Source organism: Novipirellula herctigrandis (assembly GCA_007859835.1).
Lineage (GTDB): Bacteria > Planctomycetota > Planctomycetia > Pirellulales > Pirellulaceae > Novipirellula_A > Novipirellula_A herctigrandis.
In genome coordinates this window covers 286,313-309,229 of the sequence record SJPJ01000002.1, presented here as the reverse complement: position 1 = coordinate 309,229, position 22,917 = coordinate 286,313, and the positions used below count along the sequence as shown (strand labels likewise).

15 protein-coding genes are annotated in these 22,917 nt (G+C 52.4%); 11 read left to right on the top strand and 4 right to left on the bottom strand.

Annotation, left to right across the window (positions count from 1 at the left end):
• Positions 1-12: 12 nt before the first annotated feature.
• From CA13_RS31955 to CA13_RS31925, 7 genes are all read left to right on the top strand, one after another.
• Positions 13-1,686, top strand: coding sequence for a prenyltransferase/squalene oxidase repeat-containing protein (locus tag CA13_RS31955; RefSeq protein WP_419195235.1), 1,674 nt, complete (start codon positions 13-15; stop codon positions 1,684-1,686).
• Between the two features lie 195 nt (positions 1,687-1,881).
• The gene (locus tag CA13_RS31950) at positions 1,882-2,889 is read left to right on the top strand and encodes an AAA family ATPase (RefSeq protein ID WP_146404172.1); all 1,008 of its coding nucleotides are present in this window, start codon (positions 1,882-1,884) and stop codon (positions 2,887-2,889) included.
• Between the two features lie 27 nt (positions 2,890-2,916).
• A complete protein-coding gene (locus tag CA13_RS31945) occupies positions 2,917-3,903 on the top strand; it encodes a DUF58 domain-containing protein (RefSeq protein ID WP_419195234.1) in 987 nt (328 codons plus the stop codon).
• Positions 3,900-5,975, top strand: coding sequence for a BatA domain-containing protein (locus tag CA13_RS31940; protein ID WP_146404171.1), 2,076 nt, complete (start codon positions 3,900-3,902; stop codon positions 5,973-5,975). Before CA13_RS31945 ends, CA13_RS31940 begins: the two co-directional genes overlap by 4 nt.
• Entirely contained in the window at positions 5,972-9,595 is a 3,624-nt protein-coding gene (locus CA13_RS31935) for a proline-rich domain-containing protein (RefSeq protein ID WP_146404170.1), read from the top strand. The genes CA13_RS31940 and CA13_RS31935 overlap by 4 nt, the downstream gene beginning before the upstream one ends.
• Complete coding sequence (locus CA13_RS31930) at positions 9,592-12,015, top strand: hypothetical protein (RefSeq protein ID WP_419195233.1); 2,424 nt, start codon at positions 9,592-9,594, stop codon at positions 12,013-12,015. Before CA13_RS31935 ends, CA13_RS31930 begins: the two co-directional genes overlap by 4 nt.
• On the top strand, positions 12,012-13,013 hold the full coding sequence (locus tag CA13_RS31925; protein WP_146404169.1) for a hypothetical protein: 1,002 nt from the start codon (positions 12,012-12,014) through the stop codon (positions 13,011-13,013). Before CA13_RS31930 ends, CA13_RS31925 begins: the two co-directional genes overlap by 4 nt.
• An 8-nt stretch (positions 13,014-13,021) precedes the next feature.
• Here CA13_RS31925 and CA13_RS31920 read toward each other — a convergent pair whose 3' ends face one another.
• Together CA13_RS31920 and CA13_RS31915 are read right to left on the bottom strand one after the other, a co-directional pair.
• On the bottom strand, positions 13,022-14,611 hold the full coding sequence (locus CA13_RS31920) for an SHD1 domain-containing protein (RefSeq protein ID WP_146404168.1): 1,590 nt from the start codon (positions 14,609-14,611) through the stop codon (positions 13,022-13,024).
• 14 nt (positions 14,612-14,625) lie between these two features.
• Positions 14,626-15,357, bottom strand: a complete 732-nt coding sequence (locus CA13_RS31915; protein WP_146404167.1) for a HEAT repeat domain-containing protein — start codon at positions 15,355-15,357, stop codon at positions 14,626-14,628.
• 212 nt (positions 15,358-15,569) lie between these two features.
• On the opposite strand from CA13_RS31915, the gene CA13_RS31910 reads away from it, so the two are divergent.
• A complete protein-coding gene (locus tag CA13_RS31910; protein WP_419195232.1) occupies positions 15,570-17,261 on the top strand; it encodes a sensor histidine kinase in 1,692 nt (563 codons plus the stop codon).
• Positions 17,262-17,274: 13 nt separating this feature from the next.
• Positions 17,275-18,624 carry a sigma-54-dependent transcriptional regulator gene (locus CA13_RS31905; RefSeq protein WP_146404610.1) on the top strand — a complete coding sequence of 450 codons (1,350 nt, stop codon included), beginning with the start codon at positions 17,275-17,277 and terminating at the stop codon, positions 18,622-18,624.
• A 120-nt stretch (positions 18,625-18,744) separates the two neighbouring features.
• On the opposite strand, the gene lexA is transcribed toward CA13_RS31905, so the two are convergent.
• Both lexA and CA13_RS31895 read right to left on the bottom strand, forming a co-directional pair.
• Positions 18,745-19,344, bottom strand: a complete 600-nt coding sequence (lexA, locus tag CA13_RS31900; RefSeq protein ID WP_146404165.1) for a transcriptional repressor LexA — start codon at positions 19,342-19,344, stop codon at positions 18,745-18,747.
• A gap of 109 nt (positions 19,345-19,453) precedes the next feature.
• Entirely contained in the window at positions 19,454-20,245 is a 792-nt protein-coding gene (locus CA13_RS31895; protein ID WP_146404608.1) for an undecaprenyl-diphosphate phosphatase, read from the bottom strand.
• Between the two features lie 155 nt (positions 20,246-20,400).
• Here CA13_RS31895 and CA13_RS31890 point away from each other — a divergent pair, with 155 nt between their 5' ends.
• A complete protein-coding gene (locus CA13_RS31890) occupies positions 20,401-21,510 on the top strand; it encodes a DUF368 domain-containing protein (RefSeq protein WP_146404164.1) in 1,110 nt (369 codons plus the stop codon).
• 104 nt (positions 21,511-21,614) lie between these two features.
• On the top strand, positions 21,615-22,916 hold the full coding sequence (locus tag CA13_RS31885) for an outer membrane protein assembly factor BamB family protein (RefSeq protein WP_419195231.1): 1,302 nt from the start codon (positions 21,615-21,617) through the stop codon (positions 22,914-22,916).
• Position 22,917 lies beyond the last annotated feature (1 nt).

The window sequence follows — 22,917 nt, the reverse complement described above, 5'->3', positions numbered from 1 at the left end:
TTTGCGTAATCCATGAGTAATGAGATTGATCCGGACGTCGAGGAATCCTTCATTCTGGACGACTCTGTTGATGAAAGTGCGATTGACAGCGATGTGATTGACAGCGATGTGATTGACAGCGATGTGATTGACAGCGATGTGATTGATGATGAGGACATCGCAAACGAAGCCGCCATGCTCGAAGAGCACGAAACCGACGACTACACGCCAGAACAGCGATTTTTGTTTTTTCGCGCGATGCCTGCTTGGATGATCAGCACCTTTTTTCATGTCATTGTCATCCTGATCTTAGGACTCATTAGCGTTTCGGAACCGGTCAGGGTTGTCAATGTTTTGACCGCTGCGGGAGCAGGCGAAGAAGGCCTCGACATGGAGGAGTTCTCGATTGAACAAATCGATCCGGGCGATGTAGAAGAAGCTGACGATGTGGTCGACGAAATGGTCGAGACCGAACAAGAGATGGAGATGGTCGAGCCAACGGCGATCGAGTCGATCGAAATCGCGCAAGTGGCCGTTAGCATGGACATGGCTGCGGATATGGCTCCGGTCTCCGCTACACTTCAAACACTCGCCGCGACCCATGGTGCTCCCATGAGCAGTCGTGGTGCCGAAATGAAAAGGAAACTGCTTCGTGATTACGGCGGCAGTGAGCAAAGCGAATCGGCTGTAGGGCAAGCATTGAAGTGGTTGAGTCTGCATCAAATGCCCAATGGTGCGTGGACGTTCCACCATAATACGGTTTGCCGAAATCGATGCGGCGACCCCGGCGAGCCTAATCGTTGGGACGCAAACAACGCGGCAACCTCATTCGCCCTGTTGCCATTCTTGGGTGCCGGGCAAACTCACATGAGTGGTGAATACCGAGACCGAATCCGTGCCGGACTCCTGTTCCTCGCCAACAATGGAAAGCCAGGCAAGCAACAAGGCATGCCAGTTCTCGATTTGTCCGAAGGTTCCGGCAACATGTACTCGCACGGCTTGGCATCGATCACACTTTGCGAAGCTTACGCAATGACAGGCGACCCTGCACTTGCGGCTCCAGCTCAAGCGTCACTGAATTACATTATCTATGCCCAATGCCGCGACGGAGGATGGCGATATCGACCGAAACATCCGGAAGGTGGGGACACGTCGGTCACGGGTTGGCAAATCATGGCATTGAAGAGTGGGCACATGGGGCACCTTGTGATTCCACCTACGACCATTCAAGGATCGATGGCGTTTTTGGACAAAGTGCAATCCAACAACGGTTCGCGTTATGGCTACGACAAACCGACCGCCGGATTCAGGCCGAGCAACACGGCGATTGGGCTATTGTGTCGGATGTACACTGGTTGGGATAAAACGCATCCAGGCATCATTGCGGGCGTCAAAGATGTGGCAAACAAGGGTGTCGACAAAGAAGATATCTACTACGACTACTATGCCGCCCAAGTCTTGCGTCATTACGGTGGTTTGGAATGGGATAAATTCAACGTCGAGCTTCGCGACTGGTTGGTCGCCGTTCAATCGCAGAAGCCGGGCGAAAAAGGAAGTTGGCATTTTCCCAATAGCCGTGCAAATCGAGGGCCTAGAGAGGGTGGTCGTTTGGCAAGCACCGCGTTTGCGACGATGATTTTGGAAGTCTATTATCGGCACATGCCATTGTACGCTGATAGTGCAGCCGAAGACGACTTCCCTCTCTAAGACTTCCCTCTACAGAGCGAGCGGTCAAGGAAACCTTTTGCCGTCCCTCGTTGCCACCACAGGACCGTGGTGCATGCAGCGGAAACCTGTGATCAGGGTCGGCACTCCGAAGGTTACTTCTTTTAATCACACGATACTTGCCTGAACCTTTATACTAAACGGCACCGAGTATGCCGCACCAATAAAGGAACCTTGATGAGCAGCGAATCGTTGTCACTTGAGCAAGAGGAACAGACCATTGGGCAGATCCGTTCCGGGCGAGAAAAAATTGCGGCTGAGTTGTCCAAGACCATCGTTGGTCAGCATGACGTTATCGAACAATTGTTGATTTGTTTGATGGCAGGGGGCCACTGTTTGATCACCGGGGCACCGGGATTGGCCAAAACGTTGCTGGTTCGAAGTGTTGCGAAGATTTTTCACCTTCATTTCCAACGCATCCAATTCACACCCGATTTGATGCCAGCGGACATTACCGGCACGGAAATTCTCGAGGACAACGCCGATGGTCGCCGGCGGATGACGTTTGTCAAAGGACCGATTTTTGCCAACGTAATCCTCGCCGATGAAATCAACCGGACCCCACCGAAGACGCAAGCGGCACTGCTCGAAGCCATGCAGGAACATCAGGTCACTGCCGCGGGGCATCGATATGAACTGGATGAACCGTTCTTTGTGTTGGCAACGCAAAACCCGATTGAAATGGAGGGGACCTACCCGCTGCCGGAGGCTCAGCTTGACCGGTTTATGTTCAATGTCTTGATCGATTACTTGCCAGCCGAGCAAGAACTTGCTGTGGTTATGCAAACGACTGCAACGCGAGCGGAGCCGATTCAGCCGCTGTTTACAGGTGAAGACGTGCTGCGTTTCCATGAAGCGGTTCGGAGAGTTCCGATTGCGGAAGAAGTCGGCGCATACGCAGTGCGGCTTGCTTCCTCGACGCGTCCGGACCGCGATGGTACTCCCGATTTTATCAATCACTACGTTAGTTGGGGTGCAGGGCTTCGAGCCGCGCAAACACTTGTTCTTGGTGCCAAAGCACGAGCTCTTTTGGCGGGGAATGCTCACGTCCGTTTCGAAGACATTCGGGCCCTCGCTCACCCCGCACTCCGCCACCGTGTGCTACTTAGTTACAAAGCGGAAGCCGAAGGGGTCACGATCGAAGATGTCATCGATCAACTCCTCTCGACAGTTCCGGCAAAATAGACTCGACGGTTCCGGCAGAATAGACAAATGGGTATGCCCAAAGCGAATCCGACACCACCGCTCTCTCATCCGCGCCGCGAATCGATCGATCCGTCGGCGGTGATGCGTATCAAGCATCTGCAATTGCGAGCCAAAACGGTTGTGGAGGGTTTTTTTAATGGGCTGCATCGCAGTCCTCTACATGGTTCGTCCGTCGAGTTCTCTGAGTATCGGCCCTATTCCGTTGGCGATGACCTGCGAGGACTCGATTGGAAACGTTTCGCTCGTAGTGATCGCTACTTCATTAAAAAATTCGAGGACGAAACGAGTCGCCGATGTTACTTGGTCGTCGATCAAAGCCAGTCGATGGGCTACGGTTCGCTTGAATATACGAAGATTAATTACGCCCGGACGTTGGCGGCAACCTTCGCCTACTTTCTGACGTTGCAGCGAGACAGCGTCGGTGTGATGACGTTCGATGAAGCAGTGGCCGACTTTATTCCTGCACGACGTCGGCCCGGGCATTTACATCAAATGCTTGGTGTTCTATCGCGTCCCCTTTCCGGCAAAGGCACCGATATTGATGCTCCGCTGAAACAAATTGCATCTCTGGTCGGTCGGCGCGGACTGGTGATCCTGATTTCGGATTTGTTGACACCCGTCGATTCGCTTCGCACCAACTTGGCTTACCTCCGCTCTCGAGGCCACGAGGTTGGTATTCTGCGGATTCTAGATCCCACCGAAGTCAACTTCCAACTTGATTCACCTAGCATGGTCATCGACATGGAAACGGGGCGTGAGATTTACCTCGATCCCGATGCGGCGCGAGACGATTACCAAAAAGCGTTTCAGCAGCACCAAGAGCAATTACAAACGGTGTGTGATTCTCTGGCTGTTGATTTGTACCCGATCGTCACGAACCAACCGCTTGACGATTCGCTATTCCATTTAGTCCAGTCCCAACAACGCCGGACGCGTCCAACTGCCCGCGCAGGCATGTTGTCACGATCGGCAAGCAGCAGAGGTGCGACTTGAGTTTGCTTGCACCACTATTTTTGCTTGGCGGATTGGCGATTGGATTGCCGATTCTGTTTCATTTGATCCGTCAACAACCTAAAGCGTCGGTTTCGTTCAGTTCGCTAATGTTTCTGAGGCCGACGCCACCGACATTAACGCGGCGAAGTCGCCTCGATAATTGGCCGCTCCTTTTGTTGCGAGCGACCGCATTGTTGCTGCTTGCGGCTGCATTTGCCCGCCCCTTCCTTCGATCCACATCGCTTGCCGATGCCGATACGATGTACCGTCGAACTGTCCTGGTGATCGACACAAGTGCTAGTCTGCAGCGGCCGGGCGTGTGGACCGACGCGACCCAAAGAGCATTGCAAGCCATCGAATCGCTTGAACCGGGAACCGAGCTTTCGATCGTTGCCTTTGACCAGCGTACTGAGTTACTCTTTGGCTTTGAACAATCTCACACGCTTGCGCTGCCACAACTCAAAGCAGCGGCAACATCGATCATCAAGGAGCTTACACCATCTTGGCGAGCGACGCAGTTGGGTTCCGCTCTCAAGCGAAGTGCCGAGCTAGCAAGTGAAGTCGACGAGTCCCAAGAAACAAACGGGCGACAGTTGCACTCGTCGATTGTCTTGATCACAGACCTGCAATCGGGAAGCGAAATCGAAAGTTTGCAGTCGTTCCCATGGCCCAAAAATGTACCGGTGGATATTCAAATCGCCCGTGGCGACACAAACTCGAATGCATGGGCACAAATACTGCCTACGATGGTGGAAGAGACAGACGCAGGAAATGATCGTGTGCGGCTACGTGTTTCGAACTCCCCAAAAGCTGCAACATCGCAATTCCGCGTGGCGTGGCAAAGTAGTGATCTGCAAGCGGCGTCGGAATTGCCCGTTCAGGTTCCACCGGGTGAATCGAGAGTGGTTTCGATGTCCAAGCCAACAAGCGAGGTGACATCGCTCGTCTTAAAGAACGACGAGAATGCTTTTGACAATCAACGTTTTCTTGTTGCCCCCGAGCCGAAAACATTGAAGGTTTTGTTCGTTGGCAATGACGCTCGGTCGTACCCGCCTCGTGAGAGTTTGCTGTACTACTTGATGCGAGTTCCGTTTAGCGATTCGCTACGAACCGTGTCGGTCGAACAGAGTGAGAAGGTTGAGGCCACGCTTCTTAACCCCGAAACGACACCCTTGGTCATTGTCACCAAAGCAATTGATTCCGCAGGTAGCAAACTGCTTCGTCAATATGCAGCGAGCGGCGGAAGGGTCCTGTGCGTGCTAGGCGATGCGGAAACGGATTGGAACGGTGCGTTGAAAGCGATTTTGGCAGACGACTCCATCGCCGTGTCCGAAGCGAATGTGGATGACTATGCCATGTTGTCAAACATTGAGTTCGATAGCTCGCTATTTGAAAGCATGGCGGACCCACAATTCAACGACTTTTCCAAGATTCGTTTTTGGTCACATCGACGGCTCGACCCATTGCCTGAGAAGGTCCGGCGTCTAGCGAATTTCGATGATGGCGACGTTGCCATCGCCGAAGAAGCGATAGGAACGGGGGGGATTTGGATTCTGACAACGGGATGGCAACCTGATGCGAGTCAGTTGGCGCTGTCGACTAAGTTTCTACCGTTGATGTTCGGTTTTTTTGATTCTCGCAGTCATTTGCTTTCCCCTTTGGCATCATCCATCGTCGGTGATCCGGTGGATTGGAAACCTTCTAAGACGGCAAGAATCATTGGACCCGACGGTACCGAATTTGCCTTTGCCGAATTGTCAGACCTAGAATCGATGGATCGGCCGGGCATTTACCAGTACACCGATGGAACGACGGTCGAACGGATTGCCGTCAACCTTGCCGAATCCGAAAGTCGGGTCGATCCACTTGATCCCGCGTCGTTGGAACGATTTGGAATTCCACTTGGCAAAGCCGATACGATCGAGGCGAGTCAAGCGAATGCTCGCCAAAAGCGAGATGTGGAATTGGAAAATAACCAAAAATTGTGGAGATGGTTCGCTTTCGCGGCGTTGGGATTCTTAGCCGCAGAAACGATGTGGGGTGCCTTTCCAAAACGAGAGCTTCGCCAATGAACGATACACTTCTAACTCGTGTCACCGACGTCGGTCGCCGTTTTCGTAAGCGAAGGTTTCAATGGCTTATCGCGTTGATTGCGATTTTGGTGACACTGCTAGGTGCGTTGATATTACCGTCGGTGCGCAGCGGCAATTTACCTGGCACTTCAACGGCAATCTCTCTTGGGGGTCTTGCGGTCTTTGCGATCCTTGTCGCTGCGGCGATTTCACTCCGTAGTTTCAGAAACCTTCGTAAAGTAGCCAGTGAAATAGAAACAACCTTTCCGTCGCTCCAGCAACGACTGCTAACGGCTATCAGTTTAATGGATGAAGAGCAGGCACTCGGTTTTCTGCAAAAGCAAGTTGTCCGTGAAGTCTCGGATCATTCACGCGAAAATTCTTGGGCCGAAGCGGTCCCATCGAGCCAAATGCGTCTGAGCCGCTTTCTTGGTTTTGGTTCCGTTATCCTGATGGTTGCAGTGCTGGCCATGTTGTTTTTCGCCGATGGCTCGCAACGTCGTGCCGGTGCCACGATGCCAAAGAGTCAATCGTGGACGGTGAAAGTCGAACCGGGCGATACCGAAGTCGAGCGGGGCAACAGTTTGGTGGTTACTGCACGCTTTTTATCAGAAGAACTTGGTGGCTCGGTTCCACCGGACGCCGAATTAGTTTTGACTGCGTCCGACGGGGCCGAGCGACGAATAGCCATGACACAGAATTTGAAGGACCCGATTCTTGGTGGGTTCGTTTCGTCGGTAGAGGAACCCTTTACCTATCAAATTGTCGCGCCGACTTGGCAGAGCGAAACTTATTCGGTCGAGGTGTTTGAGTTCCCCGCCCTTGTGCGCAGTGACGCCGAACTTGATTATCCCGATTACACACAATTAGATGACAAGCGAGTCGAAGACACCGTACGGGTGGCGGCCGTCGAAGGGACCCAATTGGAATGGATTTGCTTTTTAAACAAGCCAGTCCAATCGGCGGAATTGGTCGAAGAGGGCGGGACGCGAATTGCGTTGGTTTCGTCCGCCGATGCCGATACGGCCATGACCGCGGCGATCGAGATGCGAGTAAGTCAACGATTCACCCTTTCGTTGGTCGACGCACAAGGACGCCAAAACCAATATCCCGCCGAATTGGTTTCGCGAGTGATACCGAATGTGCCTCCGAAGCTAAAAATTGCAGCTGCGAGTGATACTTCGGTTTCCCCGTTGGAAGAGTTCCCGATTGCCGCCGAAGTGTACGACGATTTTGGGATCCGCCGAGTTGGATTGGCATATTCGTTCGTTGGGAAAAACCATGAAGTGGTGCTCGCTGAGAATGTCTCGCGCGGTGCCAGTGAGAAAGTGTCACACTTGATCGAATTCGAGGAACTCGGTGCCGAGCCCGATCAATTGTTTGCTTATCACTTGTTCGCCGAAGATATCGGCCCCGATGGTCTGTTACGTCGAACCGAAAGCGATATGTATTTCGCTGACGTCAGACCGTTCGAACAGATCTTTCGCGAAGGCGAAGCACCGCCGAGCGGACCGCCATCACAACAGCAAAGCCCCAGCGGACAGGAGGCCGAGGAATTGGCGGACCTGCAAAAGGAAATCATCAACGCGACTTGGAGAGTGATAAGAGATCAAGTTGGCGAAACGCTTAAAGAGGAATCATTTGAAGGTGTCGGGCTTGTACTGGAAGCTCAAAACGAGGCCCTAAATAAACTGGAGGAGCTTGCTCAAGAAGTGGACGACTCAAAGTCGATTTTGTTCGTTGACCAAACGCGTGCTTCTATGCAATCGGCCATCACGCTTTTGGAACGCAGCCTTGGCGGAAATAGGACAGATTCGCTGAACGAGGCTCTCACTGCCGAGCAAGAGGCGTATGCGGGATTGTTGAAATTGCGGTCTCGTGAATTCGAAGTCTCAAGGTCAGAGCAACAGAATCAAAGTAGTTCAGGTAGTGCGTCTCAGCGGCGCCGCCAGCAACAGCTTGACGAATTGGAACTTGACGAAGACGAGAATCGTTACGAAACCCAGCAACAAGCTCAAACGAATGATCCTCAGCAGCAACAAGAACGTGAAAATCGCCAAATTTTGAGCCGCCTGCGAGAGTTGGCCCGTCGACAAGAAGATCTCAACAAGCAAATCGCACAACTACAATCCTCGCTTGAAGCAGCTAAAACACCCGAAGAAAAGGCAGAGGTGGAGCGGCAATTGAAACGTCTTCGTGAGCAGCAGCAAGAGTTGCTGCGAGAGACCGATGAAATGTCCGAGCGAATGCAATCGCCCGAGAATCAAGAGGCGATGCAACAGGCCAGCGAACAACTACAGGAGACTCGCGAAAATGTTCGCCAAGCGGCTGAAGCACTCCAAGAACAGGATGCTTCCAAAGCGCTTTCATCAGGCAAGCGAGCCGAACGTCAATTGGAGCAAATGCGTGACGAGTTTCGTCAAAAAGCATCGGGCCAATTCAACGATGCAATGCGTCAAATGAGCTCGGATGCACAGCAACTTGAAGAACAGCAACGGGAGTTGGCTGAGTTGATCCAGCGTGATCAACAGAACCAATCTTCGGGACTTCGCGATGGTGAGCCTCAACAAGAAATTGAGGAAAAGATCACGAGGCAACGCGAAGAATTGTCAGAGCTGCAGCAGGAAATGCAAGAAACGATAGAGCAGGCCGAAGAAGCCGAACCCCTTTTAGCCGAGAAACTTTACGATTCCTTCCGCGAATCGCAGCAGCGGCAAATCGATCGTCGTTTGGGACAAACCAGCGAGTTGCTGCGCCGTGGCTTTGACCAACAAGCGGCTGTAGCCGAGGAAATGGCTCGCGAAGGGATTGAAGGACTCAGTGATGGCCTCGAGGAAGCTGCATCGGCGGTGCTTGGGGACGAAACCGAAGGCTTGAAACGGTCTCTAGCCGAATTGGACCAATTGACGGAAACTCTCGAAAACGAAATGCGAGCAGCGCAGCCACCAAGCGATCAGCAACGGCCACCAAGTGATCAGCAAGGAGATCCAAGTGATCAGCAAGGAGATCCAAGTGATCAGCAAGGGCCACCAAGTGATCAGCAAGGAGATCCAAGTGAGTCGCAAAGCCTGAGAGCAAATCCCAGCCAGGCACAGGGGGGACAACCGAACGGACAGCCGAGTGGGCAACAGGACGGGCAACCGAACGAAGGACAGAATGGACAACCATCGCAGTCCGACCCCCAACAACCGGGCAATCAGCAACCGGGCAATCAGCAACCGGGCAATCAGCAGGCTGGGAATTCCATCACGCAACTCGCGGCTGATAGTCCTAGTGGATCGCCGATCACGGGCAATGGGTTCCGTGATTGGAGTGATCGATTGCGTGATGTCGAGGAAATGCTTGAAAGTCCTGAGCTTCGTTCTCGAGCGAATCGCATTCGTGACCGAGCCCGTGATATCCGCGTCGACCTACAGCGAAAATCGGAAGCACCGCAATGGGATTTGGTGGAAGAAATGATCGCCAAGCCTCTTAGGGAGCTTCGCCGCGATGTCCAAGAGGAATGGATGCGTCGCTCGGCCGAGAAAAATTCTCTGGTGCCCATCGATCGTGACCCCGTTCCCAAAGAGTATGCCGACGCGGTTCACCGATATTACGAAAACCTTGGAAGTGGGCGATGACAATGGCGGTAACGGGCATCGCAGGCTTAATTGCACAGGAAATCTATTGGGGGTCACCCGATTGGGTTTGGCCCATCGTGGTCGTCGTAACGTTACTTGCCTTATTGACGATTTGGAACTATTGGCGAAATCGTGCGTCTGGAGTTTTCGGATTGATTGCGGCGGTGTTGAAGCTCGCTGCGATTGGACTGATCGCAATCTGCTTGCTCGAGCCAATGCGAAGCGGGACTCGTCCTCAACCGAAAGCGAACATACTGCCAATTTTGGTTGATACCAGTCGCAGCATGACGCTTAAAACCGATGATGCTTCGGAATCACGCAGTGAGCGCGCTGCACGTCGTCTTGATCCAAAATCCAGTTGGCGTATTCGATTGGCCCAAGACTTCGATGTCCGCGACTATGCATTTGACGATTCACTCAAACCTATCGATTTGGAACAAAAGGATTTAACGCCTGACGGGTACACCTCTTCGCTTGCGACTAGTCTTGGTGCGGTGAAAGAACGCTTTCTATCGCGACCGGTTGGCGGAGTTCTGCTATTCACCGACGGGAACCTAACGGACGCACCATCAGCCGATTTTGATTGGTCCACGTTAGGATTTCCCGTGTATCCTGTCTTGAATTCTCAAAAAGAAACATTACGGGATGTAGCCATTACCGGTACAAGCATTCGGCAAACGGATTTTGAGTCGGCACCGATGACCGTGCGAGTCCAAGTTACGCGAGCGGAAATCCCAGACGAACCACTGTTCGTTCAACTCCGCGATGCAATTAGCGGAAATCTCGTCGAAGAGCAATCGCTCGCGGCAAGCGAGGACGGGCGTCCACAAGAAGTCACCTTTCAGTTTCGGCCTGAAAAAAGCGGAGTCTCGTTTTATCGAGCGATCGTTTTTCGTGAAGTTGATCGCGAGTCAATGGAAATGGCTGGGGACAAAGACCCATCGGCCGGTTCCTCGGAAGCGACCCTCGTGAATAATCAACGGATTATAACGGTCGACCGAAAAAGCGGTCCGTACCGGATTTTATATGTCGCAGGCCGCCCGAACTGGGAATTCAAATTTTTGCGTCGGTCTTTGGCTGAAGATGCCGAGATTCAACTCGTCGGCCTGATACGGATTGCCAATAAAGAACCGAAGTTTAGTTTTCGCGATCAAGGGGTAACCAGCAGTAATCCGTTGTTCCAAGGACTCGGCGAGGATGAAGAGGAAATTGCCGAACAGTACGACGAACCGGTAATGATTCGACTCGGAGTGAAAGAATCGGAAGAATTAAGCGACGGTTTCCCCGACTCGGCCGAGGAATTGTTCAGCTACCAAGCGGTGATTCTCGATGACATCGAGCCCTCGTTTTTTAGTCAGGATCAACTACTGCTCTTACGGCGTTTCGTCGGTTCCCGAGGTGGGGGATTCATGATGCTCGGCGGTCAAGAGTCCTTCGACGGTAAGGCGTTCGCGGACAGCCCACTCGGTGAATTGTCCGCGGTGTATGCGGCCCGCCGTGACAAACCGAGCCGCGCCGGCGAGTACCGATTACAAATCTCACGCGAGGGGATGCTCGAGCCCTGGATTCGGCTTCGCGACAATGAGGCGTCCGAGCAAAATCGACTTCGGAAAATGCCTTTTTTCACAACGCTCAACGCCGTCGGTGATGTTAAACCCGGCGCGTCGTCGATTCTGTCGGTGGAAACACGTGACGGACAAACGATGCCAGGGCTAGTGACACAGCGATTCGGAAAAGGACGCACCGCGGCGATGCCGATTGGCGATTTGTGGCGTTGGTCGATGCGGCGTGGTGAGAAGGATGCCGGTGACAATAATCGTGAGGACCCTGCTCAGATGTGGCGGCAAATCGCACATTGGCTCGTCGGCGAAGTGCCTCGGAGGGTTGATGCAACGGTGGAGCCGAGTGACGATGTAAACGCTCCTGCAAAAATTGTGGTCACTGTTCGAGACGAAGCTTACTTACCGCTAGATAATGCAATCGTTGAATTGAAAATCACCCCGTCTGGAGGCGAACCGTTCACCCTTTTAGCAACCGCGGACGATAGGTCTGCAGGCGTTTACTCGTCCGAGTATTGGACACGAGAAACCGGTGGTTGCTTAGTCGATGTGACCACGTTAGCACCCGATGGCAGCCACGTCGGAACAGCTCAAACGGGATTCTCGTCACAAGTTGTCACGTCGGAGTTCAGCGATCTGTCGTTGAATCGAAAGTTACTGACGAAGATTGCCGACCAAACTGGTGGTGAAGTGATTGATGATAGCGAGTTATCGGCATTCGCTTCGGATCTACCGAACCGGCGGATGCCGATCTCTGAAACATGGGTTTATCCGCTTTGGCATCGAACATGGGTGATGATCACTGCGATCGCATGCTTGTGTGGTGAATGGGGAATTCGGCGTTGGAAAGGGCTAGCATGAATCGATTGATCAACTTGGTGTTGTCCCTTTGTTTCGTGATTGTTTTGGCTGTGCCAGCAAAGTGTCAGGGCGTGAGCGAAGTGTTCCTTGTTCAAGGTGCACCAGGCGAACCAACGTACTCGGTCGGGTTTGGTGAATCCGCGGATCGATGGACAAGGATCGCTGAGGGTTCAACAGCCAAGGTGACTCGAATTGGTGATGCTCCAGCCAACAAAGAACCTGCAAACGATGTTCCCGATCGCGAACTTCTGAAAAGGGCGATTGAAGCATCCGAGACAACCACGATAGCGCCGCTTTGGATTGTCTTGATTGGGCATGGAACCTATGCATCGGGAGTGGCAAAGTTCAATCTGCGTGGGCCTGACCTTTCCGCCAGCGATTTGTCAAAGTGGCTCGATCGATTTGAACGGCCGCTTGTGATCATCAACGGCAGTTCTTCGAGCGGCCCTTTTATCAACGCGCTGTCAGGCAGGAACCGAATCGTCGTGACAGCGACGAAGAGTGGCACTGAGCAAAACTATGCACGCTTCGGTGAATACTTTTCCAAGGCGATTGGTTCCATCGAGTCGGATCTTGATCATGACCAAGAAGTCTCGGTGCAAGAGGCCTTCTTAAGAGCGAGTGCAGAGGTCCGTGCATTCTATGAATCCGAGGATCGAATCGTCACGGAACATGCTTTGGTCGATGACAATGGGGATGGACTTGGTACACCCGCAACCATGTTTCGTGGCGTGCGCAGTGTGCAGAAAGCAAAAGACGACGTTGAGCTTGACGGGCGAAATGCAAGCCGTGTCACTCTCGTCGCTAATAAGAATCGATTGCGATTAACGATCGAAGAGCAAACTCAACGGGATGCCATCGAGCGAGACCTTGATCAAATTCGGATTCGCAAATCGCAGTTAAGTGAAGCAGCCTACCTCGATGAGATTGAACCCTTAATGGTTCGTTTGGCTAAAATCTATCAAGCTGCAGAATCGCGGCAAGAAGCGGGCGAATAGAATTGTTCTCAGTGACTCGGGTTTTCCAGTCCTGCGTAGCGGATATCGCGATCGCTCCATCCGGTCTTGTTCCAGACGCTTCGGCCAGCAACGCTCCAATTGTCGCTTCCTTGGATGGATAGCTTTCGGTCGACCCACGGCATTGCATCGCTGGCGGTTTGGTGGGGGATCTTGGCAATAGCGATTTCTGCTTCATCGCCTCGACGAATGATGCCGACATTGGATCCGCCCACGCCGAGAGCAACCGAGGCAATCGTTGCACCGGCTAGTTCGTATCGCCAAATTGGCACACCGCGAAATAGGCTCATCAACACGCCATTGGATGACAACACCAAGTCGGTATCGATCCAAACGGGCGATCCTTTTCCCAACGACCGTCGTGACTTGACCTCGCCACGTAGTGTTGCGGTAGACAATTCCCATACTCGCAACCGATTGGGGGATACTATCGCCAACGAATCGCCGCGTGGCGAATAGCTTACGCTTGGTATTCGTCCTGGTTCGATTGGCAATCGGCCCAAGTTTTCGCCATCGGTTGTTCGGTAGATTGATACGCCACCGGTGTCGGGGACTGCGATGTAACGCCGCCCGGGGGATATCGCGGGCGTCGCTTTTGAGGCACATCGACAAATGGAATGTTTCAGCTCACCCGAGAACAAATTCCACACGCCAATCTGTGAATCGATCGCAGCGACGATGTGCTCGTCATCAACCCACCTAGCCCACTGAACATGCCCGCCTGAAAGTACCCGGCTTTGGTCGTTCGATTCGTTCATGGGCAATGCACGATGGAAGCGGATTGACAACGACACGTCGTTCCATCCGGTGGCGACGGCAAGCTGGCCACCACTTCCTTGAACTTGATGACCATCAAGTACCAAGGATCGACCGCTTGGTCCATGGTGGTCAAGTAGTGAAACGGGTGCGTCGGATGTCCAGACGGTGGCCAATTGATTTGTTTTTGGTTCAAATCGAATTAATCGATTCGCTTTGGTGCCAAGCGAAGAACTCAAGCCGGCACTTATCGAGGCTGCCATGAACTGATGACCTTCGGAGTCGATCACGATTGGATCCGAGCAACGGTCATATGCATGGATTCGGCCAAGTGATTTTGCACCAAGCCCAATATTGACTCGATTTGGAGTTGGATCGGGAGGCATGCTTTCGGGCAGCGTAGCTTCGGCCGGTTCCAGTAGACCGATGATTGGCGAGAGTGGTTCACCATCGGTTAACAATTGAGTTGCTCGTGGCAGTTCCACGATCGGTCCCGGTTTCAGTTCGGGGAAAACGGGCGGCGAAGACCGCAGGAAATTCGTGTTGTCTCGCGGATTGATTCGCCACGCTTCGACGTATTCGGAATCCTTTACACTCAATTTCGCAATCGGAATGCGAGCTCGCGTTCCATCGGGCCGAACTAGCACTGCTTCTTCATTTTCGATCGTTTCTAAGCTTGCTTTAATCGAATGCAAACCGGAATCGTCGACCCAAATTCGCATCGGATCGTCCGCGAAACAGGGAATCGAGATAGTGAGTGAAACGAACAGTAGCAACATCATCTGTCGATGATGGGAGTGGAAAAAGGGATTGTCAGAATACATTGTTATTCATTCCATTATCGCATCAGCGTTGACGAGCCATTGAGCATTTCGTCGCTAGTTTTATCAAGCTCTGCGATCCATACATCGGGGTCGTTCCCAAGCTCTTTCCCGGTCACTCCGCGAAGCGATTGCATCGTCAAGTCTCGAGTCGCAGGGTTTCGATCGGCCAATGCAAGACGAAGCGAGTTGACCGAGATGGGGTTTTTGTGTTGAGCGAGCGAGGCTATCGCGGCATTGCGAACGTCTTGGTTGGATTCGGTTCCCACCATGGCGGCGAGCATCCGCGAGGATTCTTCGTCGTCGATTCGACCGAGCGCCCGGCAGGCTTCCATCCGTACCTTCATGCTATCATCGTCGAGCCCTTTTTCGACCAATGCGATAGCGTCACCGGCTGTGGCAATTTTTCCGCTTGCCAGAACCGCAAGTCGTCGCATTTCCGCGCTTTGGTCATTTGCCATGATTTGGGCGAGATGCGCAGACCAATATTTTTGGCGTTCTTCGGGAAGGTGTTCGATCGATTCAGCGAGCGAGGCAAGTTGGTTTCGACGTTCATGATCGGTAATCCCAAATGCTTCATCCTCACGCCATTCCTTCATCACAAACCAAGGATTGACCGCCTTCAGTGCGTAGAGGGGGCCATCTTGGCAGCCGCCAAGCGGTAGGAAGATCGCAGAAATCGCGACGATGGTGAGGCAAATCGACAGTTTGCGCCGCCTTGGAAGCGGGGATTCGTGACAAGATGTCATTCGAGTTCTCGGTAGATGGATTTCCGAAAGTTCTGGTGCAACGACTGCGTGTAACAAACCACGCCGGTCGAAACCAACCCCAGTTTCGTCATGGCGTGTTTGGGTTCGTCGGTGTTGTCGGGTTTCGTCTTGTCCCCAAACGAGCAAAGCGATAGGCTAAAGAAAACGTGGAATAAGAGGTTCCACTCGATCAAGCCAAGGAGGGTGAGCCAGTGCTGCGTCGACGTTCTATTCGTACTAAACTTATTGCAGCTCTATCTCTGCTAACAACCATTGTTTTGTTGCTAGCATTCAGCGGGTTCTGGGGGCTATATCGTTATCGGCGTCTCGCCAACTCGATTAGCCAGCGGGCGACGGAGATTCCTTACGCCAACGATTTGAATCGTTTGTCTGAGACGCTTCGCGATAGCAATAGCCGGATGAACGACTTGCTGCATAACGGCGGTATGATCGACGCGGGTTTGCTTGACAATCCGTTGTCGGAGATCGAACGATCGCGGTATCTACAAACGCTGTTGGATTTAGAAGTACGCATCCAACTTTACGAAGACATTATTTCGGTTTCGAGTGTCGAGGAAGAGTCGGATCTTCTCATTGACGCCGAACGCCAACGACGCAGTCTTGGCGAAATCCAAGAAATGGTCCAGGCTCTCGAAGCGTTTCATCGCCAGCCGCATTCGATGGACTACGCACGGAAAAGCGAGCTGTCGGATCGACTCGATTCGCTTGTCGATTTAACAGAAGAACATTTATCGTTGATTCATGGCGGGATGGCGGCGTTCAGCCATGATGTGCGTGGCCAATATCGCACTTGGATCTCAATCGCTTGGGTGTGCACGATCGTTTCGGTTGCCATGGTTGTGTTGTTGCTTTGGTGCTTTCATTCGCTGGTAGTCAAACCATTTCAAACGCTGCTTGATGGGTCACGGTTGGTTGCCAGAGGTCAATTGAATCATTGGATTGATTTGGGGACGACCGACGAGCTAAACGAGTTGGCGATGGCGATGAACGGGATGACTCAGCGGTTTAAGAAGGCGTATACGAAACTCAAAACTGTTTGCTCGGACCTCGACCGTCAAGTTCAAGAGCGAACGCGAGAAGTCATTCAAAACGAACAATTGGCCAGCGTCGGGTTTCTTGCGGCCGGCGTTGCTCACGAAATCAATAATCCGCTGGCGACCATCGCTTGGAGTGCCGAGGCTCTCGAATCACGCGTCGAAGATGCGATCGGAATGCGAGTTGATTCGCCAAACAGTGTCTCACTTGACGACGAATTGATCAACGCGATGCGAATGAACCTTCGGCGGATTCAAGACGAAGCATTTCGTTGTAAAGGAATCACCGAACGTCTGCTCGACTTTAGTCGGCTTGGCGAAGTGCAACGATCGCAAACCGATTTGACCGAATTGGTCGAAGAAATTGTTGCGATGGTTCGTACGGTCGGCAAGTATCGATGCAAAACGATTCGCACCCATAGCAGTCAGCAAGTTTGCGCGCACGTCAATTCACAAGAAATTCGTCAAGTTATCTTGAACCTGATTACCAACGCGCTCGAAAGTGTCGAAACGGAGGGTGCGGTTGACATTGAAATCGATGGGAACGAATCAGGTGCAATTGTCGTAGTGAAAGACAATGGATGTGGAATGAGTGAAGAGGTGATCAAGCATTTGTTTGAGCCCTTTTTTACTCGACGCCGCGATGGAACTGGGACCGGTTTGGGGCTGAGTATCACGTATCGAATTGTTTCGCAGCATGGAGGATCGTTGATTCCGCATAGCGAAGGCGAAGGACGTGGAGCGATGATGAAATTGTTTCTGCCCGTATCGAGTGAAAACGAAGACTACCCGACGCAAAGTCGTCATACCCTTGGATGGAATCATGAGTCAGCCAAAGCAGCAGCCTAAGAAACGTCCGGCGATGCACATCTTGTTCGCCGATGACGAAAAGAATCTGCAGGAACTAATGCGATCCGAATTGCCGCGGATGGGCTATAGTGTCACCGTGTGTCCCGATGGATTAACCGCCGTTGCGGCACTTGAAAAAGAGCCCTTTGATTGTTTGCTCGTCGACCTGAATATGCCGGGACTCGGCGGCATCGAAGTGATCGCCAAAGCGAGAGAGCTTCGCCCTGAAATTGAAGTGGTCATTATGACTGGCAAGCCGACGACCGAAACCGCAATCGCGGCGGTCCACTACCAAGTCTATGACTATTTGACCAAGCCATGTCGCTTGGCTGATATGGCTGGGCTTTTGGGGCGAGTCGCTGAACGACGGCAAACCAAACGTCAACTGACTGCATTGCAGCATCGATTGCTTCGCGCCGAAGGCGATTCGAAGATGGTTGGCAATGCCAAAGCGATGCACTCGGTTCGTACGCTAATCGCAAAGGTGGCGCCGACCGAAAGCACCGTATTGGTCCGAGGTGAGACTGGATGTGGAAAGGAGTTGGTCGCTAGGGCCGTGCACGATTCGAGTTTGCGAGCAGACCAACCACTCGTGGCAATCAATTGTGGCGCGCTGCCGGAAAACCTAATCGAAAGCGAACTTTTCGGTCATTGCAAAGGTGCGTTCACCGGAGCGGATGCGGCGCGAGTTGGACTTTTCGAAGTGGCTGACGGAGGCACCATCTTTTTGGACGAGATTGGCGAGTTGCCTTTGTCGATGCAAGCGAAGCTATTGCGTGTTCTCGAAACGGGCGATATCCGTCGACTTGGCGACAATCAAACCGTGCATGTGAATGTACGCGTGATATGCGCCACTCATCGCGACTTGGAAAAGATGGTCGAAGAGGGCACCTTTCGCGAAGACTTGATGTTTCGCATCAACGCGTTCGAAATCGAAGTACCGCCACTGCGAGACCGCGTTGAGGATATCATCCCGCTAGCGACTCACTTGCTTCGCCGTCACCGAACTGACGGAAAAGATGACCAACTCTTTTCCCCTGAAGCGATCGCAGAATTGAAGGCTCATCAGTGGCCAGGGAATGTCCGTGAGCTAGCCAATGTGATTGAGCATGCGGCGATTCTTTGCGATTCGTTCCCGATTGATACAGGAAACTTGCCACGTCACTTCGGAAAACGGCAACTCAGGAAAGAGCTGCGTGATTCTGAACCGATGTCACTGCGTCAGCTAGAGATGGTGGCAATCGAACGGGCGCTTGAGCGTCACGACGGAAACAAAGCTGCGGCGGCGGAAGAGCTAGGCGTTAGTCTGAAAACGCTCTACAACAAGATCGCCGCGGCGGAAGAGAAGAAGCAAGCGGGGTAGCATTTGCCGCACTTGCAAGTCCGCATTGTGATTTTTCGATTGGGGCCCATTCGAGTGAGGGGAACGACCTGCAAAAGCAAGTTCCGATGGTGCCCCGAAGATCTTTTAAGGTAAGGTTAACTAAATATTTGGCCGAACCACGCTGACAGCAACTCCTACGATCTTGGCATCGTTTAAGTAGGTTGGCGGAACTGCATTGTTGGCGGCTTGGATACGAATCCGATTTGCTTCGGGAAAATAAAACCCGAGCATCGATTCGCCTTCGCTATTCTCGACGACAACCATTTGGCCAGGAACGGCTTGGCTTTGTCGCCGAACGATCACATAGTCACCGTCGTCGATCTTTGCATCGACCATCGAATCGCCCGAGACTTGTAACGCAAAACGGTCTTCTTCGAAAATCATCTCGCTGAAGTCCACGCGGTCGTTCTCTTCAAATACCAAACGAGAAGGCTTGCCCGATACAACACCACCCAGTGGTAAGCTATGTCCGCTGCGATCCGCAGCACTGGTCAGTTCGATTGCCCGCGACTTGTTCGGGCTTCGCGTGATCAAGCCCTTACGCTCAAGCGCACGGAGGTGACACATGACACCATTGGGGCTCTTGATTCCAAAATGTTCACCAATTTCACGAACGGTCGGTCCGTAGCCCCGCTTTACTATCAAAGACCGAATCATGTTATAGACATTCTGTTGCCGGTCAGTGAGTTGAGATGACATGCTGGACCTTTTCTGGGCGAGTATCGAGAGATAGGAGCGGGGTGGAAGTGAGATCGATTATACAACACACTAAACGCTCGTCCACACTGAAAACGCGTGGTTTAAGGCACTACAGCAAGTTTTTTACTGAACCGATGATGACCAGGATCCCCATTGGAATGCACCAATAAGCAAACCAATGGAGCCGATCGAGCCGGCTCCAACCAATCAGCCATTTCAATGCCACCAATCCAACCAAGAACGCAACTACTGCGCCCACAAGCATTTGCGTCGTTGAATATTGAAGCGACGAGACCACTTCCTCGCCTTTAATGATGTCTTTGGCTGCTAGAACCGTGGCACCACAAATTGCTGGGATTGCTAGCAGAAAAGAAAATGTGACGGAATCGTCGCCTTTGAGACCGAAAAGTCGTCCGCCGAGAATGGTGGAGCCGCTTCGACTCACGCCCGGTAAGATAGCAAAGGCTTGAAAACACCCGATCAGAAAAGCACTGAGGTAGCTAAGTTGTTGGTAATTTCCATCGCGAGGACGAAGTCGTCCCAAAATGACCAAAAAGACACCAGTGACGATCAACATCGCGCCAGCCAGAAGCGGATCTCGCAATAGCCATTCGAAGCTTTCTTTGATTGTTAACCCGACAATGACTGCGGGAATGGTTCCCACTACCATCAAGCCGATAACGCGGCGGTCACGAGTCAGCAGGTCGAGGATACGCCGCCAATAGATCACCAAGATTGAACCAAGTGTGCCGGCGTGCAGGATAATTTCCATGGTGGCCGATTCACTCAGCTCGCCCATCATGGCGCCAAGCACGACGAGATGGCCCGAAGAGCTAATTGGCAGAAATTCCGCAATGCCTTGAACGATCGCCAAGATGATGATTTGGAGCACGAGCTGGATAGGTCCTGACAAAGGGAGAAGAGAAAGAAGTTAAAACAAAACTTACATATACGATTGCAATTTGTCGCTTCGGAAGGCACTCTTGTCCAGTATCGCTCGTCACGGCAATCCGGAAAGTCTGGATGTCGCTGGCGGATCATGAGAGAGCCAAACGTATGTCAACGGAGAGTTTTGTGACGACTGGACCGAATGTGCCGCCAGATCCTGACAATGAATTGGATCCTGCCGACGAACTTCATCCTGCCAAGGAAGAGGCTCGTTCGAATGTTCACGATGCCTCAAGCGAACCCTCTTCTTTGCTGGGGCCCTCTTCTTTACTGGGGCCCTCTTCTTTGCTGGGGGATGTCGTGAATGTGCTGAGAGGTTTCTGCATGGGAGCGGCCGACACGGTTCCGGGGGTCAGTGGCGGCACGGTGGCGTTGGTGCTGGGGCATTATCAGCGTTTGATTTCAGCGATCAGCGAAATCGACTCAGAATTCATCCGCAAAGTGACTCGATTTGAATTTCGCGAGGCAGCCTACCATATCGACTTCCGGTTCTTGGTTGCACTCGGAATCGGCATCGCTACCGGCGTGTTGACCCTTGCTGGACTGATGCATTGGCTACTCGATCACAAACAACCTGAAACCTTTGCTGTTTTCTTTGGGCTGATCGTGGGCAGTGTTTGGATCGTCAAAGGATACGTTCGAGTGTGGCATGCAAAGGAAGTCTTCGCTTGTCTGATGGGCGTCACCGTTGCAATGGCGATTTCGTTTCTTCCGTCAGCGGGTGGTGACATGAGTTTGCCATACTTGTTTTTGAGTGCGTCCATTGCGATTTGCGCAATGATCTTGCCGGGAATTAGCGGTGCGTTTGTGTTGCTTCTTCTCGGCGTTTACCATCCTATTACCGGATTGATCAAGGACGCCGTCCATGGCCAATTTACATTCGATGCGTTGCTGCAAATCGCGGTATTTGGAAGCGGCTGTGCATTTGGACTGTTGGCGTTTTCGCGTTTGCTTCGCTGGCTGCTCGAACACCATCGCGGCAGCACGATGGCATCATTGATCGGCTTGATGATCGGGAGCGTGGGAAGGTTGTGGCCGCTACAAGCCGCAACGCCGGAAACAGCTCATCTTGAAATGAAATTTCGAACGATGAAATTCGTTTCGCCGAGCCAATGGACCGGCAGCATCGCAATGCTCGTTGGATTGGCGGTTTTCGCCGCGGCGGCGGTAATCGTCATTGAAAATGTCGCCAATCGAACCACGGAACTGAAAGCTTAGCACGGTAGCGTTGGACGTAAGAAAGGCTAAATTACCATGATCCTTACGTGCCGCTTCTTTCAAGAGCGAAACATTTTAGATTGGCATTACGGCAGGCAACCACAATGAGACGATTTCGAGTAAAACGGCTTTGTTGCTGGATGATGTTCGCCTGCTTCTGCACGATTCCCTTGGTCCCTACACGCAGCGAAGATTGGCCGCAATGGCGAGGACCACGCGGAGATGGAACGAGCAAGGAGTCGAATGTTCCTACGCAGTGGGATGGAGAGACTGGCAAAAACATATTTTGGGAAACGGCGATTCCCGGTTCAGGATACTCTTCGCCGATTGTCTCGGGCCAATCGATTTTTCTGACATCCTGTAATGAACAAACACACGAGCGGATGCTTCACCGTGTGGACAAAAAGACCGGTTCGGTTCTGTGGTCTCGCGCCGTAGCCTCGTCGCCGCTTGAAAGAAAACATAACCTCAATAGCTATGCATCGGGGACGCCAGCGGCAGATGGAAATAATGTCTTTGTGACGTTCCTCGTCCAAGGCGATGCAAAAAATGTGAATGGTGAATCGGATGTCGAGGTTGGTGAAATGGTCGCCGCTTCTTACGACGACCAGGGGCACCAGCGCTGGTTGGTTCAGGTAGGCCCTTTTTCGAGTATGCATGGTTTTTGCACTAGCCCCATCGTGTATCAAAATATTGTCATCCTGAATGGCGATCACGATGGAGAGTCATATTTGGTGGCGCTTGATAAAACATCCGGTGCGATCATTTGGAAAACACGGCGACTCCACAGGACACGCAGTTACGTCACGCCTCTACTGCGCGAATTTGACGGAGAGATGCAAGCGATATTGACCGGCAGCAAACGCGTCGCTGGATTCGACGCTTTGACCGGTACGTTGCGATGGTGGATCGAAGGGCCGACAGAGCAATTTGTCGCTTCGATGGTGGATGATGGGACAAGTTTTTTTCTCACCGCTGGTTTTCCCACTTACCATGTTATGTCGATTCGCCCGGGAGGTATCGGCGATGTTACCGAGTCGCACGTGCGCTGGCACATTCGAGATGCTCGATGCTATGTGCCGTCGCCAATCGTGGTTCGTAATCGATTGTTTATCGCCGATGATCGTGGCACGGCCCATTGTTTCGAAACGGATAGTGGATCGAGTATTTGGCGTGCTCGATTAGGCCGGCACTACAGTGCATCGCTTGTGACGGCTAACGATTTGGTCTATTTCACGTCCGACGACGGTATTACCAAGATCATTGATGCCACCAAGGATGACGCGGAGCCTGTGCAAACAAATGTGCTCGGCGAATCGGTGTTTGCTTCGCCAGCGATTTCCGACGGAAGTCTTTATTTGCGTTCCACCAAGCATCTATTCTGTATCCGAACGATGGATCCGTGAT

What these genes read in the sequence shown, in the direction of transcription:
- CA13_RS31935 (WP_146404170.1), top strand. Translation starts at nt 5,972, where the DNA reads ATGAACGATACACTTCTAACTCGTGTCACCGACGTCGGTCGCCGTTTT.
- CA13_RS31915 (WP_146404167.1), bottom strand. Translation starts at nt 15,357, where the DNA reads ATGACATCTTGTCACGAATCCCCGCTTCCAAGGCGGCGCAAACTGTCG.
- CA13_RS31920 (WP_146404168.1), bottom strand. Translation starts at nt 14,611, where the DNA reads ATGTATTCTGACAATCCCTTTTTCCACTCCCATCATCGACAGATGATG.
- CA13_RS31950 (WP_146404172.1), top strand. Translation starts at nt 1,882, where the DNA reads ATGAGCAGCGAATCGTTGTCACTTGAGCAAGAGGAACAGACCATTGGG.
- CA13_RS31925 (WP_146404169.1), top strand. Translation starts at nt 12,012, where the DNA reads ATGAATCGATTGATCAACTTGGTGTTGTCCCTTTGTTTCGTGATTGTT.
- CA13_RS31930 (WP_419195233.1), top strand. Translation starts at nt 9,592, where the DNA reads ATGACAATGGCGGTAACGGGCATCGCAGGCTTAATTGCACAGGAAATC.
- CA13_RS31905 (WP_146404610.1), top strand. Translation starts at nt 17,275, where the DNA reads ATGCACATCTTGTTCGCCGATGACGAAAAGAATCTGCAGGAACTAATG.
- lexA (WP_146404165.1), bottom strand. Translation starts at nt 19,344, where the DNA reads ATGTCATCTCAACTCACTGACCGGCAACAGAATGTCTATAACATGATT.
- CA13_RS31890 (WP_146404164.1), top strand. Translation starts at nt 20,401, where the DNA reads ATGTCAACGGAGAGTTTTGTGACGACTGGACCGAATGTGCCGCCAGAT.
- CA13_RS31955 (WP_419195235.1), top strand. Translation starts at nt 13, where the DNA reads ATGAGTAATGAGATTGATCCGGACGTCGAGGAATCCTTCATTCTGGAC.
- CA13_RS31885 (WP_419195231.1), top strand. Translation starts at nt 21,615, where the DNA reads ATGAGACGATTTCGAGTAAAACGGCTTTGTTGCTGGATGATGTTCGCC.
- CA13_RS31945 (WP_419195234.1), top strand. Translation starts at nt 2,917, where the DNA reads ATGGGTATGCCCAAAGCGAATCCGACACCACCGCTCTCTCATCCGCGC.